This is a genomic window from Vibrio sp. AH4 (assembly GCF_030710545.1).
Taxonomy (GTDB): domain Bacteria; phylum Pseudomonadota; class Gammaproteobacteria; order Enterobacterales; family Vibrionaceae; genus Vibrio; species Vibrio metoecus.
This window is the reverse complement of sequence record NZ_JALAIV010000001.1, coordinates 201,575-216,690: the sequence shown is the minus strand read 5'-3', so window position 1 is coordinate 216,690 and position 15,116 is coordinate 201,575. Positions and strand designations below refer to the sequence as shown.

At 46.9% G+C, this 15,116-nt stretch carries 14 protein-coding genes; all 14 read left to right on the top strand.

Annotation, left to right across the window (positions count from 1 at the left end):
• Positions 1–7: 7 nt before the first annotated feature.
• The 14 genes from MKA69_RS01145 to MKA69_RS01080 all read left to right on the top strand — a co-directional run bounded on the left by MKA69_RS01145 (position 8) and on the right by MKA69_RS01080 (position 15,084).
• On the top strand, positions 8–835 hold the full coding sequence (locus MKA69_RS01145) for a protein-glutamate O-methyltransferase (RefSeq protein WP_000125390.1): 828 nt from the start codon (positions 8–10) through the stop codon (positions 833–835).
• A 204-nt stretch (positions 836–1,039) separates the two neighbouring features.
• Positions 1,040–1,435 carry a flagellar basal body rod protein FlgB gene (flgB, locus tag MKA69_RS01140; protein ID WP_001007978.1) on the top strand — a complete coding sequence of 132 codons (396 nt, stop codon included), beginning with the start codon at positions 1,040–1,042 and terminating at the stop codon, positions 1,433–1,435.
• Positions 1,436–1,439: 4 nt separating this feature from the next.
• The gene (gene flgC, locus MKA69_RS01135; protein WP_000051919.1) at positions 1,440–1,856 is read left to right on the top strand and encodes a flagellar basal body rod protein FlgC; all 417 of its coding nucleotides are present in this window, start codon (positions 1,440–1,442) and stop codon (positions 1,854–1,856) included.
• Between the two features lie 17 nt (positions 1,857–1,873).
• Complete coding sequence (flgD, locus tag MKA69_RS01130; RefSeq protein WP_000907397.1) at positions 1,874–2,581, top strand: flagellar hook assembly protein FlgD; 708 nt, start codon at positions 1,874–1,876, stop codon at positions 2,579–2,581.
• 28 nt (positions 2,582–2,609) lie between these two features.
• The gene (flgE, locus tag MKA69_RS01125) at positions 2,610–3,914 is read left to right on the top strand and encodes a flagellar hook protein FlgE (protein WP_000122827.1); all 1,305 of its coding nucleotides are present in this window, start codon (positions 2,610–2,612) and stop codon (positions 3,912–3,914) included.
• A 179-nt stretch (positions 3,915–4,093) separates the two neighbouring features.
• Positions 4,094–4,843 carry a flagellar basal-body rod protein FlgF gene (flgF, locus tag MKA69_RS01120; RefSeq protein ID WP_158119920.1) on the top strand — a complete coding sequence of 250 codons (750 nt, stop codon included), beginning with the start codon at positions 4,094–4,096 and terminating at the stop codon, positions 4,841–4,843.
• Between the two features lie 19 nt (positions 4,844–4,862).
• Complete coding sequence (gene flgG, locus MKA69_RS01115) at positions 4,863–5,651, top strand: flagellar basal-body rod protein FlgG (RefSeq protein ID WP_055032141.1); 789 nt, start codon at positions 4,863–4,865, stop codon at positions 5,649–5,651.
• Positions 5,652–5,674: 23 nt separating this feature from the next.
• Complete coding sequence (flgH, locus tag MKA69_RS01110) at positions 5,675–6,451, top strand: flagellar basal body L-ring protein FlgH (protein ID WP_000825899.1); 777 nt, start codon at positions 5,675–5,677, stop codon at positions 6,449–6,451.
• A gap of 88 nt (positions 6,452–6,539) precedes the next feature.
• Positions 6,540–7,625, top strand: a complete 1,086-nt coding sequence (locus MKA69_RS01105) for a flagellar basal body P-ring protein FlgI (RefSeq protein ID WP_305847371.1) — start codon at positions 6,540–6,542, stop codon at positions 7,623–7,625.
• A gap of 10 nt (positions 7,626–7,635) precedes the next feature.
• Positions 7,636–8,574 (top strand): flagellar assembly peptidoglycan hydrolase FlgJ, encoded by a 939-nt coding sequence (gene flgJ / locus MKA69_RS01100; RefSeq protein ID WP_055028294.1) that lies wholly within the window; start codon positions 7,636–7,638, stop codon positions 8,572–8,574.
• Positions 8,575–8,763: 189 nt separating this feature from the next.
• Entirely contained in the window at positions 8,764–10,638 is a 1,875-nt protein-coding gene (gene flgK, locus MKA69_RS01095; protein ID WP_305847370.1) for a flagellar hook-associated protein FlgK, read from the top strand.
• 12 nt (positions 10,639–10,650) lie between these two features.
• Complete coding sequence (gene flgL, locus MKA69_RS01090; RefSeq protein ID WP_055032143.1) at positions 10,651–11,844, top strand: flagellar hook-associated protein FlgL; 1,194 nt, start codon at positions 10,651–10,653, stop codon at positions 11,842–11,844.
• A gap of 407 nt (positions 11,845–12,251) precedes the next feature.
• On the top strand, positions 12,252–13,391 hold the full coding sequence (locus tag MKA69_RS01085) for a flagellin (RefSeq protein WP_055029860.1): 1,140 nt from the start codon (positions 12,252–12,254) through the stop codon (positions 13,389–13,391).
• 559 nt (positions 13,392–13,950) lie between these two features.
• Positions 13,951–15,084: a flagellin gene (locus tag MKA69_RS01080; protein WP_055029859.1), complete on the top strand. Its 1,134-nt coding sequence runs from the start codon at positions 13,951–13,953 to the stop codon at positions 15,082–15,084.
• Positions 15,085–15,116: the final 32 nt, after the last annotated feature.

The window sequence follows — 15,116 nt, the reverse complement described above, 5'->3', positions numbered from 1 at the left end:
GAAATGAATGACTGCTATAACGATTAGCGACCAAGAGTATCGCGACTTTTGCCGATTTCTGGAATCTCAGTGCGGAATCGTACTGGGTGACAGCAAGCAGTATTTGGTGCGAAGTCGTCTAAGTCCACTCGTCACAAAATTCAAGTTAACGTCGTTGTCTGACTTGTTGCGGGATGTCGTGACAGGACGAAATCGCGATCTGCGAGTAGCAGCGGTTGACGCCATGACCACCAACGAAACGTTATGGTTTCGAGATGCTTACCCATTTACGGTTTTAGCAGACAAACTGTTGCCAGAAATGGCAGCCAATAAGCGACCGATAAAAATTTGGTCAGCCGCCAGTTCATCCGGCCAAGAGCCGTATTCTATGGCGATGACCATATTGGAAGTTCAGCAAAAACGCCCTGGTTTACTACCCAGTGTAGCGATTACGGCTACGGATATTTCTGCCAGTATGTTGGATATGTGCCGAGCGGGGGTTTATGACAATCTAGCGTTAGGCCGTGGTTTATCACCGGAACGACGCCGAATCTTTTTTGAAGATGCGGGCGATGGCCGAATGAAAATCAAAGATAACGTGAAGCGTTTGGTGAATTTTCGGCCGCAAAACTTGATGGAGAGTTATTCGTTACTCGGCAAGTTTGACATCATTTTTTGTCGTAACGTGCTTATCTACTTTTCGCCTGATATGAAGTCGAAAGTGCTCAACCAGATGGCGTCGAGTCTCAACCCAGGAGGGTATCTACTCTTGGGTGCTTCGGAATCCCTAACCGGATTGACCGACAAGTTTGAAATGGTGCGTTGTAATCCAGGTATCATCTATAAACTGAAATAATAAGTACGATCCATCTCATTTTGCCCAGCGTTTGCTGGGCTTTTTGTTTTTATTGACACCGCGCGTTTTGGGCAAAAGATTTCTTTGGCGTGGAGTTTGCAAATTTCATTTATCCCTATGCCGTGAGGGAGAAGGTTTTAAAGTTGGTATGCTAATTGCAAATAATTTGAGTAATAACGGTCAGTTCTTATCGAAGAGGTAAACATGGCTATTTCTTTTGACAACGCCCTAGGCATTCACCAGCACACGGTGGGCGTACGTGAGCGCAACTCTGAGGTGATTGCCACCAATATTGCGCAAGCGAATACGCCGGGATTTAAGGCAAAAGGAATGGACTTCCAGAAGGCATTGCAAGCGGCAAGTTCGGGGGCAAGCATCAGTCTTAGCCGTACCGATGGTCGGCACATTCCTGCCTCCTCGACGGTTACTGGGGAAATTCTTTACCGCACTCCGACTCAGCCGGATACGGGGGATGGCAATACGGTGGATGTGGATCTTGAGCGTAACTTGTTTATGCAAAACCAAATCCGTCATCAAGCCTCATTGGATTTTCTTGGTGGCAAATTCAAGAACTTAACCAAAGCGATTAAAGGGGAGTAATTAGATGAGCTTATTCAGCGTATTCAATGTCACTGGTTCTGCGATGAGCGCCGAGTCGGTTCGTCTCAATACTACCTCAAGTAATCTGGCCAATGCCGATAGTATTAGTAGTTCAGCGAAAGATACTTACAAAGCTCGTCACGCAGTATTTGGTGCAGAGTTGAGTAAAGCGCGTTTCAACCGCGATCCCAATGTGCCGGTGAAGGTTTTGGGGATTGTGGAAAGTGATAAACCGCTGGTCGCTGAATTTAATCCAGAACATCCACTTGCCAATGATGAAGGCTATATCTACAAGCCAAACGTCAATGTGATGGAAGAGATGGCGAATATGATTTCGGCTTCTCGTTCATACCAAACCAATGTGCAGGTGGCGGATGCCAGTAAACAGATGCTGCTGCGTACGCTGCAGATGGGTCAGTAAGGATAAGGAGTTAACGTATGGCCGGAATCAATAATGTTGGTCAAAGCGGCTTGTCCTATATTGATCAGCTTAAAGCTCTTCAAGAGCAGAAAAAGCCGGATGAAACCACAGGGCAGAAATCGCTCAAACAAGAAGACTTTCTTTCTCTGCTGACTAAGCAGTTAGCACAGCAAGATCCATTCAAACCTGTCGGCAACGATCAGATGATTGCGCAGATGGCTTCGTTTGCCACGGTAGATGGCATCGGAAAGATGAACACTCAATTTGAGAGTCTCAACTCATCGATGACGTCTAACCAAGCACTGCAAGCTTCATCTCTGGTGGGGCGAGATGTGTTGGTGCCTGGTGCGGCAGGAATGAAAAAGCCTGATGGCGGCATGGCGGCAATGGTGAAACTGCCGCAGTCGATCGATAACTTGTTCATCCGTATTGAGAATGAAGCTGGTCAATTAGTACGAACCTTTGACGTCGGTGCCAAATCTTCTGGTGATAACCGCGTTGAATGGGATGGAAAAGATCAGAACGGTAATCCGTTGCCGGGTGGCAAATACAAAGTTAAAGCGTCTGGCTTGCAGGATGGAGAGAGTAAAGAGTTTGAAGTCTCCACTTATGCAAACGTCAACAGTGTTTTGTTAGGCAAAGGCGATGGTAACGTACTACTCAATCTGGCTGGTTTCGATGCACCAGTTCGACTTGCTGAAGTACTTGAAGTAGGCAAAGCGTGATTGCGCTAGCTAGATAGGAGAATTACTCATGTCATATGTCTCTCTTAGTGGTTTATCCGCCGCGCAGATGGATTTAAATACCACCAGTAACAACATTGCGAACGCCAACACGTTTGGTTTTAAAGAGTCGCGTGCTGAGTTTGGTGACGTGTATTCCACTTCGCTTTTTACCAATGCGAAAACAACCCCAGGGCAAGGTGTACAAGCGGCCAAAGTGGCACAACAGTTCCACGAAGGCTCCAGTATTTATACCAATAACCCATTAGATTTGCGTATTGCGGGTACAGGCTTTTTCGCGGTAGCGAAAGATCGTTTGGTTCCTCAGCAAAATGAGCTGACACGTAACGGTGCGTTTCACTTAGATAAAAATAGTTTCATGGTCACGGCAAATGATGAATTTTTGCTTGGTTATGAAGTAAACCCTGATACGGGTGATGTTTTATCTTATGAACCCAAGCCGATCAACATTCCACCGCAATTTGGTAAGCCGAAACAGACCGCGAATATTGAGTTGGGTGCCAATTTACCTGCTAACGGTGATTTAAAAGATCCGGCTCTATTTGATATTACAGATCCTGAAACGTATAACCGTACCACCTCATCAACCATTTATGACTCGATGGGGCAGCCTTATAAGCTGACCACGTATTACTTGAAAGATATGAATCAAGCCAATACATGGCAGACTTACTATACCGTTACCGACAAAACAGGTGAGAAACCCGTTAACGTTGTGGGTGGTGATGCAGCTAGCCCAACAGGGCATGTGGGACATACCATGCGTTTTAACAACGATGGTACTCTTGCGAGCCTAAACAACGGTCAACCGATTGTGACTGAACCGCTGGGTGGTGGTGCAAATCCAGTCGATCTGAATGGTGCGGATGTGAACCAAACCTTATCGTTTAGTTTGGATTCTGCCACTCAGTTTGCCGCGCCTTTCGAGTTGACCAAGTTCGATCAAGATGGTGCGACGACAGGCTTCCTGACTAAGATCGACTTTGATGAAAATGGTAGCGTATTGGCCACTTACTCAAACGGCATTAACACCACTCTAGGCCGTGTTGCGCTGGTGCGTGTTGCTAACGAGCAAGGACTGGACAAAAAAGGCGGTACTCAGTGGGATGCTACTCAGTTCTCGGGCGCGAAAATCTGGGGTGAATCGAATAAAGGTTCGTTCGGTTCGATCAGTAATGGTTCACTAGAGCAGTCGAACATCGATATGACGCAAGAGCTGGTGGATTTGATTTCTGCTCAGCGTAACTTCCAAGCCAACTCACGTGCTCTGGAAGTACACAACGGTCTGCAACAAAATATCCTGCAGATTCGTTAATCCTCTTCAACCCCATTAGGCGGCAATGCGGCTTAATGGGGTTGCCTCTTTGCCCCATTGCCGCGGCAAACCTCAAGAAAATACCTCTCACTCCATTCTATTTTATTGATAAATAACGGTTAATTAAGTTGGCACATTGCTTGCTTTATCTGCTTTAACTAACGATTTGGGAGCAGATTATGGACCGCGCATTGTTTCTAGCCATGAGTGGCGCAAAACAAAACATGCAAGCGATGCAGCTACGGGCAAACAACCTTGCCAACGTCAGCACAACGGGGTTTCGTGCTGATTTGGCACAAGCGCGCTCAATGCAAGCTTACGGCGAAGGCCTCCCAACTCGCGTGTTTAGTATGACTGAGCGACCAGGGAATAACTTTGCCCAAGGCAGTGTAATCACGACAGGTCGAGATCTGGATGTCACGATCCAAGGTGAAGGCTGGATTTCGGTACTGGATAAAACTGGCAAAGAAGGCCTGACTCGCAACGGTAACTTACGTATTGATGAAACGGGATTATTGCTTAACGGCAATGGGCATCCGGTTTTAGGCGAAACAGGGGCTCCGATTACCTTGCCTGTGCCGCTAAATAAAGTCGAAATCGGCGGTGATGGTACCATCTCTGTTCGTCCTCAGGGTGCACCGGCTGATGCGATGGAAGTCGTGGATCGAATCAAGCTGGTTCGCCTCAATGACCAATCACTGTTTAAAGACGTGAATGGTTTATTTCGCGCGACCGATCCCAACACTCAGTTTGAGGCCGACGCCAGCGTAAAAATTCTCACGGGTGCTCTTGAAGGGAGCAACGTGAATGCGATTAGTGAAATGACTAGTCTGATTGATTTGCAACGTCAGTTTGAAATGCAGGTCAAGATGATGAGCACCGCGGAAGAGATGGATAAATCTTCCGATTCACTGCTGCGCACAAGCTAATTTAAGGTAGGAGTCAGGTATGCAACCAGCACTATGGGTCAGTAAGACCGGCTTAGATGCCCAACAAACCAATATTGCAACAATTTCAAACAACCTTGCCAACGCCTCAACCATCGGTTTTAAAAAAGGTCGCGCAGTCTTTGAAGATCTGTTTTACCAAAACATTAACCAACCAGGGGCGCAGTCATCACAAAACACGCGTTTACCAAGTGGTTTGATGCTAGGTGCAGGCTCTAAGGTCGTAGCAACCCAAAAGGTGCATACCCATGGGAATGCACAAACCACCTCCAACAGTTTGGACATGATGATTGAAGGTGATGGATTTTTCCAAATTCTGATGCCAGACGGCAACATTGCCTATAGCCGTAATGGTCAGTTCACTTTAGATGATGAAGGCGCGATTGTGACATCGGGCTCCGGTTACCGATTGCAACCTGAAATCATTATTCCTGAGGATGCAATTTCCATCACGATTGGCAATGACGGTGAAGTCTCTGTACGTGTTCGTGGTCAGCAAGATAACCAAGTGCTTGGTCAAATCACCACGGTAGACTTTATTAACCCAGGTGGTCTTGAGCCGATTGGGCAGAACCTTTATTTGCCAACCGGTGCCAGTGGTGAACCACAAGAAGGCGTACCGGGTTTGGATGGTTTAGGGGATGTGCGTCAATCCATGCTAGAAACCTCCAACGTGAACGTGACGGAAGAGTTGGTGAACATGATTGAAGCGCAGCGCGTGTATGAGATGAATTCTAAAGTCATCTCTGCCGTCGATAAGATGATGAGCTTCGTTAACCAACAACTGTAATTGTTAATTAAGAGATGGCCGCAATGAAACGTTTACTTGCTTCTAGCTTATTGATTTTGCTCTCAGGTTGTAGCTTGATGCAGCCACCGATTGAGTCTGCTGAAACCATTCAAGGCACCACCACCGTGGATGCGGTGGAAGGCGATAAGTCAGAAGGGAACTCGGGATTAACCGATGCTCTGCGTAACCGTACCGATCCAGTGGCAGGTGATCCTGCGTGGGCGCCTATTCATCCGAAAGGCAAGCCTGAGCATTATGCCGCGGAAACCGGCTCGCTGTTTAATTTGGCCAGCGGCAGTAGCATGTATGACGATTCTAAACCCCGCGGTGTCGGTGACATTATTACAGTGACCTTGAATGAGAGCACCAAAGCCGCCAAAAGTGCCGATGCGGATTTGAACAAGAAAAATGATGCATCGATGGATCCGCTAGCGGTCGGTGGTAAAGATTTGACCATTGGGGATTACAATTTCTCTTACGCGCTGAAAAATGACAATAAGTTTTCAGGGAGCGCGGCGGCTAACCAAAGTAACAGCATGTCAGGCTCGATTACGGTGGAAGTGATCGAAGTGTTAGCGAACGGTAACTTAGTGATTCGTGGGGAAAAATGGCTCACTCTGAACACGGGTGATGAGTATATTCGCTTGAGTGGCACCATTCGTCCGGATGATATCGACTTTGACAATACCATTGCTTCTAACCGTATTTCTAACGCACGAATTCAATATTCGGGGACGGGAACGAATCAAGATATGCAGGAACCCGGATTCTTGGCACGATTTTTTAATGTCTCATTATAAGTCGAGCCGCTGGGCTAATTTTTTGACAGCATAGTGAACGGTGAGGCCCTTTGGCCTCATCGTTTTTTTAAGAGTAAGGTAATCCACCATGAGAAAATTCACGATTTTATTGATGATGTTGCTGGCTTCCAGTGCTCAGGCGGCACGGATCAAAGACGTCGCGCAGGTTGCCGGAGTGCGCAGTAACCAATTGGTGGGATATGGATTGGTTACGGGTTTGCCGGGTACAGGCGAATCAACCCCTTTTACTGATCAAAGCTTTAACGCCATGCTGCAAAGCTTCGGCATTCAATTGCCACCCGGCACCAAGCCAAAAACCAAAAACGTTGCCGCTGTGATTGTCACGGCCGATCTGCCAGCATTTTCTAAGCAAGGTCAAACCATCGACATTACTGTTTCTTCTATTGGTTCGGCTAAGAGTTTACGCGGTGGTACTTTGATGCAAACCTTCTTAAAAGGTTTGGATGGTCAAGTTTACGCCGTTGCTCAAGGTAACTTAGTGGTCAGTGGCTTTAGTGCAACTGGCGCAGATGGTTCAAAAATTGTCGGCAATAACCCAACCGTAGGTATGATTTCCAGTGGGGCGATTGTTGAGCGTGAAGTCCCCAACCCATTTGGCCGTGGTGATTACATCACCTTTAACCTATTTGAATCTGATTTCACCACTGCGCAGCGTTTAGCCGATGCTGTGAACCAGTTTTTAGGGCCTCAAATGGCTTCTCCGGTCGATGCGGCATCGATAAAAGTGCGTGCACCACGTGATTTGAGTCAGCGAGTGGCTTTCTTGTCAGCCATTGAAAACTTAGAGTTCAATACGGCAGAGAGTGCGGCAAAAATTATTGTTAACTCACGCACCGGCACTATTGTGGTTGGGCAAAATGTACGCCTCAAACCGGCTGCGGTCACTCATGGTGGGATGACGGTCGCGATTAAAGAAAACCTCAATGTCAGCCAACCGAATGCGTTGGGTGGTGGCCAAACCGTGGTAACCCCCGATTCCAGCATCGAAGTGACAGAGAAACAGGGCAAAATGTTTAAGTTAGAACCGGGTGTCACGTTGGATGATCTGGTTCGTGCGATAAACGAAGTCGGTGCCGCACCTTCTGATTTGATGGCGATTTTGCAAGCGTTGAAGCAAGCGGGTGCCATCGAAGGTCAACTGATCATTATTTAAGGAGTGAGCCATGATTAATAATCCCAATGACATTGGCTTTATCCAAGATATTGCCGGTCTAGATAAGTTGCGCCAAAAGGCGATTAATGGCGATGAGGGGTCAGAACAATCGGCTCTGACGGCGGCAGCTCGCCAGTTTGAGTCGATCTTTACCTCGATGATGCTCAAGTCAATGCGTGATGCGAACAGCGATTTTAAATCAGACATGTTCGGGAGTCAGACTGAAGATACCTACCGACAAATGCTCGATGAGCAGATGGCGAGTGAATTTAGTTCCTCTGGTTCTCTGGGGTTGGCCGATATGATTGTTGCCCAACTTTCAACCGGACAAACTCCAGCAGACAAAAAAGGCGATGATGGTTTCCAAGAAGCCATGCGCCGTGTGGAGCATGCTCGTAAAACGGCCAGTGAGCGCAGTAATGAAGATTTGGTGGCGGCAGTTTACCCACTACGCAAAACGCAAGCGGTGCAATCAACCCAGTTTGATTCTCGTCAGGCGTTTGTTACCAAACTAAAACCGTATGCCGATAAAGCGGCTCGTGTGCTTGGTGTTGATTCATCATTGCTGATTGCTCAAGCGGCTTTGGAAACGGGGTGGGGGCAAAAGATGGTGAAAAATGCTCTTGGTAACAGCAATAACCTGTTTAACATTAAAGCCGATCGCAGCTGGCAAGGGGAAAAGGTCGCCACTCAAACACTGGAATATCACAATAATGTTCCGGTGATGGAGAAAGCGGCATTCCGCTCTTATGCGAACTTTGATGACAGCTTTAATGACTATGTCCGTTTCCTTGAGAGTAACCCTCGTTATACCGATGCATTGGATCACGGTGGCAACAGTGAGCGTTTTATCTATGGTATCCATCGCGCAGGTTACGCTACCGATCCTCAATATGCGGATAAAGTCCTGCGCGTAAAAGCGCAAATTGATCAAATGAATCTGCTGTAATCTGTCCGCCGGAGTTTTTCCGGCGGCACTCTTTTGCTTGTCCTCTCTCTTTGGCTTTCTCCATTGCTAATACCGTTAACTCTCTCTTTTTATTAGATTAAAACTCAAAATCACAAAGTGGCATACATATTGCAATCACCGAATAGATTCAGTGATTTTTACTGATTAATATCGGTTTTCGGGGGCAGTATGGCGTCTGATCTTCTGAATGTGGGTACGCAAAGCGTATTAACGGCTCAGAGACAACTCAATACCACAGGTCATAACATTTCTAATGTTAATACAGAGGGTTACAGCCGTCAGTCTGTGATCCAAGGGACCAATATGCCCCGCCAATATGGCGGTGAAACCTACGGTATGGGTGTGCATGTGGAAAATGTTCGCCGCTCGTGGGATCAATTTGCCGTGAAAGAGCTGAACATTGCCTCTACCGATTACTCTTTCAAACGAGATACCGAAGAAAACTTAGATATGTTGTCTAAGTTACTCTCTTCCGTGGCTTCGAAAAAAATACCTGAGAACCTCAATGAGTGGTTTGATTCGGTAAAAAGTTTAGCCGATTCGCCTAATGATTTGGGTGCCAGAAAAGTGGTGCTCGAAAAGGCGAAACTCATTTCGCAAAACCTCAATGATTTTCATGAAACCGTTCGTCTGCAAAAAGATATTGCCAACAAAGGCTTAGATCTTGGTGTGGAACGGATTAACCAACTTGCGATTGAAATCCGTGATCTGCAGCGTTTAATGATGCGTGTACCAGGTCCACATAACGATCTGATGGATAAGCATGAAAAGCTGGTGTCAGAACTGTCGCAATACACCAAAGTCACCGTGACCCAACGGAAAAATGGTGAGGGCTTTAACATCCATATCGGCAATGGACACACCTTGGTTTCTGGGAGTGAAGCGAGCCAACTCAAAGTGATTGATGGCTTTCCTGATACTCAGCAACATCGTTTAGCCATGGTGGAAGGCAAAGCGCTCAAAGCCATCTCCGCTCGTGATATTGGCGGCAAGATGGAAGCGATTTTAGATATGCGTGATGAGCACATTCCGTACTTGATGGATGAAGTCGGTCGCCTCGCAGTCTCATTTTCTCATGAAGTGAATACCTTACAGTCACAAGGTTTAGACCTACGTGGCAATGTAGGTAGCGCTCTGTTTACCGATGTCAATTTGGACGTCATTGCCCGCTCGCGTGTCGTGACCAACAGTAATTCTAAAGCTGATATGGCGGCATTTATTGATGATGTCAGCCAACTCAAAGGCGGCGAATACTCCATGCAGTACAACGGCAGTGAATTTGTCGTCACCTTGCCTTCCGGACAACAAACCGTGTTGCCCGTAGTCAAAGGCAATGTGTATGTCGATGGCCTGCGGGTTGAAGTGCGTAATCCTCCGCAAGTTGGGGAGCGCATTTTAGTGCGCCCAACGCGTAATGGTGCTGCGGCAATTCGCCTTGCAACCGATGATGCGACAAAAATTGCCGCTCAGAGTTTTGAGGCTTCGACCACTTTTGCCCAAGGCAAAGCAAAGTTCAACATCTTGCAGGCGGGAGCGGTACGTGAGTTTGAAGTGCATGTTTCGCCTACGGGTGATCAATTTGCCGTGACGGACACCAAAGGCAACATTTTACTGCAACCTCAGCCTTATCCACCATCTGGGCCAGTCACGGTACAGGGTACGACTTTCGAGCTAACGGAAGGGGCTTTGCCAAACGACAAGTTCACGGCAAACCTTGTTCCATCGGAAGGGGATAACGGCAATCTGCGCAAAATGATCAATATCCAAACCGATAAAAAAATGAACGACAAAGAGTCGACCATTATCGACCTGTACCACAACCTCAATACGGATGTGGGTTTAAAAATGGCGACCATGACCCGTTTAACCGATGTTGCGCGTTTAGAAAAAGAGGCGGCACAGTCGCGTATTGCTTCCATTTCTGGCGTTAACCTCGATGAAGAAGCCGCCAACATGATGAAGTTTCAACAAGCCTATATGGCGTCATCACGCATTATTCAGGCTTCGAATGACACGTTTAATACCATTTTGGCGTTGCGATAGGGAGATGGGTAAATGTTAAACCGAATCTCTAGCTTCCATAACTATCAAGCGGTTCAGAACGACATTCGTCGTCAGGAATCGAAAGTGTTTAATAATCAAGCGCAATTAGCGTCCGGGAAAAAACTGCTCTCAGCGAGTGATAATCCACTGGCCACGCACTACATCCAAAATGTAGGGCAACAAGAAGAGCAGTTACGCCAGTATCTCGATGCCATTGTGTTGGTGCGTAACCGTTTAGAGCACCAAGAAGTGATTGTCTCGAACACTGAAGAGTTTTCAGACTCCGCGAAGCGGACGGTGATGGAGATGATCAACGGTTCGTTATCACCAGAAGATCGGGTGGCACGTGCACGCGTATTGCAGGAAATGGCGAGCAACTTCCTCAACCTTGCTAACGTACAGGATGAATCCGGCAACTATATTTTTGCCGGTACCAAACCCAAAAATCAGCCATTTTTCCGTGATAACCAAGGCAATGTGAGTTACGCCGGTGATGACTATCAGCGCAAAATGAAGATCTCCAACAGCTTGGAAATTCCATTTAATAATCCAGGCAGCAAAGTGTTTATGGAGATCCCCAATCCGTTTGGCAGTTATGAACCTAATTACGCATTGCAAGAGGGCTCTGAGTTGCTCTTGGAGCGCGCCGTTAATCTCAATCCTGATGATACTGCCGCCTATCGCGTGACTTTTGTGGATATGCCAGATGGCAATAATGGTTACCAATTAGAACGGAATGGTAGCGTGGTGCAAGCGGGTGAGTTTGACCCGAAAACTGGAATTCAATTTAACGAACTGAATATTCAGGTGAAAGGACAGATCACCAAGGGTGATGCAATTGACCTGACACCTCGCGATACCTATAGCGTATTTGATACGTTCCGCGATGCGATTCGTTATGCGGAAGGTTCGGTTTCCGATGCATCCAATACCGCGAAGCTGCATCAAATCGTCGAAGAGTTTCATACGGCGTTTATTCATCTCAATAAAACGAGAACCGATATCGGCGCACGTTTGAATACCCTCGATATTCAGGAAGAGCAGCACGAAGATTTTAAAATTAGTCTCGCGAAATCCAAAAGCACGTTTGAAGATTTGGATTACGCCGATGCCGTGATTGAATTCAATGAGAACTCTCGTGCTCTTGAAGCATCACAAAAAGCATTTGGAAAAACCAAAGATCTCACGCTGTTTAACTACATCTAACCTTCAATGCCTTATGTGCTTACGCCATATGTGCGAAGTGAGTTGAGTTAAAAAGTGGCGCGAAAGTTGCTTTTACAACATTAAGCCTGGGTGAAAAGTTGTACAGGTGGCCAAAGCGGCAAGTCAGCGGCAAAAAAATTTGCCGCCGGACTGAATCGGCAGCCCTGAGTCGCTGATTAAATAAATGAAGTAGTGTAACTCATTGAAAATAAGTGATGTATATCAGTGAAAGCCAAAGTGAAAAAAGTTGGCACACAAATTGAATGAAATACATCAGAGTTGTTGTAACCGGTTTTTAAATCCGCCTTAGGGCCGATTTGGCAAGTTATTCACGGTCAGTGCTTCCAAAAGAGACCAAAGCTGACCGCTTCGCAAATGAGCTTGCGAACTCGATAGGAGAGCAAACTATGACCATTAACGTAAATACCAACGTGTCGGCGATGACCGCACAACGTTACCTGACTAAGGCGACGGGAGATTTAAACACCTCCATGGAACGTCTTTCATCAGGTAACCGCATTAACAGTGCAAAAGATGACGCGGCAGGCCTGCAGATTTCAAACCGTTTAACGGCGCAATCTCGTGGTTTGGATGTAGCAATGCGTAACGCCAACGATGGTATTTCGATTGCTCAAACCGCTGAAGGCGCGATGAACGAATCGACCAGCATTTTACAGCGTATGCGTGACCTCGCCCTGCAATCGGCGAACGGCACCAACTCAGATTCAGAGCGTCAGGCTTTGGACGAAGAGTCGAAAGCGCTGCAAGATGAATTGAACCGTATCGCAGAAACCACGTCGTTTGGTGGCCGTAAACTGCTGAATGGTTCATTTGGTGAAGCTTCATTCCAAATCGGTTCTAGCTCAGGTGAAGCGATCATCATGGGATTGACCAGCGTACGTGCGGACGATTTCCGCATGGGTGGCCAGTCTTTTGTCTCAGAACAGGCCAAAACCAAAGAGTGGGGCGTTCCGCCAACTGCTCGTGATTTGAAGTTTGAATTCACCAAGCAAGATGGTGAAGCTGTGGTGCTCGATATCTCTGCCAAAAGTGGCGACGACATCGAAGAGCTGGCGACGTACATCAACGGTCAAACGGATCTGTTCAAAGCTTCGGTTGACCAAGATGGCAAACTGCAGATTTTTGTGGCTGAACCGAATGTTCAAGGCAACTTCAATATTTCCGGTGGCCTGGCAACTGAACTTGGCCTCAATGGTGGCCCAGGTGTGAAAACCACAGTACAAGACATTGATATCACTAGTGTCGGTGGTTCACAAAACGCCGTGGGTATCATCGATGCCGCATTGAAATACGTGGATTCGCAACGGGCTGACCTCGGTGCGAAACAGAACCGACTCAGTCACAGCATCAGTAACCTGTCGAATATTCAGGAAAACGTGGAAGCGTCGAAAAGTCGGATTAAAGATACGGACTTTGCGAAGGAAACAACGCAACTTACCAAATCTCAGATTCTGCAACAGGCGGGGACTTCAATTCTTGCCCAAGCAAAACAATTGCCAAACTCTGCAATCTCGTTATTGCAGTAGTTCCCGGTACCTTCATTAATGAGCTCAGACGTGGGTATGTAATGAAGGGACTTTGGCAAAGTATGATTGTGGGATGTTAGCTGAGCTCTCTCACTCAAACTGCTCAACTAATTAAACAGAATCATACGCCCTTAATGGTTAGCCGAAATGTGTTCATTTCTCTTGATCTCCACATTGGCGATGGCTACCACCAAATAGCCCCAGTTCTCTCAAAGGAAAGGGGGCTTTTCTTTTTCTGCCATTTACTCCCCGTCAATCGCCATTTCAACGCTCCACTCCTGATGAATATTCTCCATAAAGCGGGTTAACGGCAGTTTTTACCTACCGGCCATCAGTCTGAAAACTTAAGTTAATCTTTCAGATATTTATGCAATTTGCGTGATATCTCTCAAGATGCATAGATTTCGTCAAGTTTAGAGCGAAAAAACATCTTTTTGCTAAAGGATTTATCCACGGAGTCGCTAATAGAAGTAACTTTGAGAGAACTGCTTGGTTTTCCGAGACGTCGGAGACCGTTTGTGAGTTCCGCTACGTCGGAAAATCAATAGGAGATACCACTATGGCGGTGAATGTAAACACCAACGTGTCAGCAATGACAGCACAACGGTACTTGACGAGTGCAACTAACGCACAACAATCGTCAATGGAACGTCTATCTTCAGGATATAAAATTAACAGCGCAAAAGACGATGCGGCAGGTCTGCAAATCTCTAACCGCTTGAACGTGCAAAGCCGAGGTTTAGGCGTAGCCGTTCGTAACGCCAACGATGGTATTTCGATGGCGCAAACCGCGGAAGGGGCCATGAAAGAGACCACCAACATCCTGCAACGTATGCGTGATCTCTCCTTGCAATCAGCAAACGGTTCGAACTCAAAAGCCGACCGTATTGCGATTCAAGAAGAAATCACCGCGTTGAATGATGAGCTTAATCGTGTGGCTGAAACCACTTCTTTCGGTGGTAACAAGCTGCTCAACGGCACATTCGCAACCAAATCCTTCCAGATTGGTGCGGATAACGGTGAAGCGGTGATGCTCAATATCAAAGACATGCGCAGTGATAACGTTTTGATGGGTGGTAAAACTTATCAAGCGGCGAATGGCAAAGATAAAAACTGGGGCGTGGAAGCGGGTAAAAATGACCTGACGATCACACTGAAAGACAAACGCGAAGGCGATGTGACCATTTCAATCAATGCGAAAGAAGGGGATGACATCGAAGAACTGGCGACTTACATCAACGGTCAAACCGACATGGTGAAAGCCTCTGTGAGCGAAGAGGGTAAATTGCAACTCTTCACCGACAGCAACAAAGTCGATGGTGCGGCAACTTTCGGTGGCTCACTGGCTGGTGAGTTAGGTATCGGTGCGGCGAAAGATGTCACGGTAGATACCTTGGATGTGACCACGGTCGGCGGTGCACAAGAAAGTGTGGCGATTGTCGATGCAGCATTGAAATACGTGGATAGTCATCGTGCTGAACTCGGTGCGTTCCAAAATCGATTCAACCATGCTATCAACAACTTAGATAACATTAACGAAAACGTTAATGCTTCTACAAGCCGAATCAAAGATACAGACTTTGCCAAAGAGACGACTGCACTGACCAAAGCGCAGATCCTATCTCAAGCATCAAGTTCTGTTCTCGCACAAGCCAAGCAGGCACCCAACTCAGCTCTGGCTCTTCTAGGCTAGTTTGAGTTGATAGGAAAAAACCCAGCTGCAGC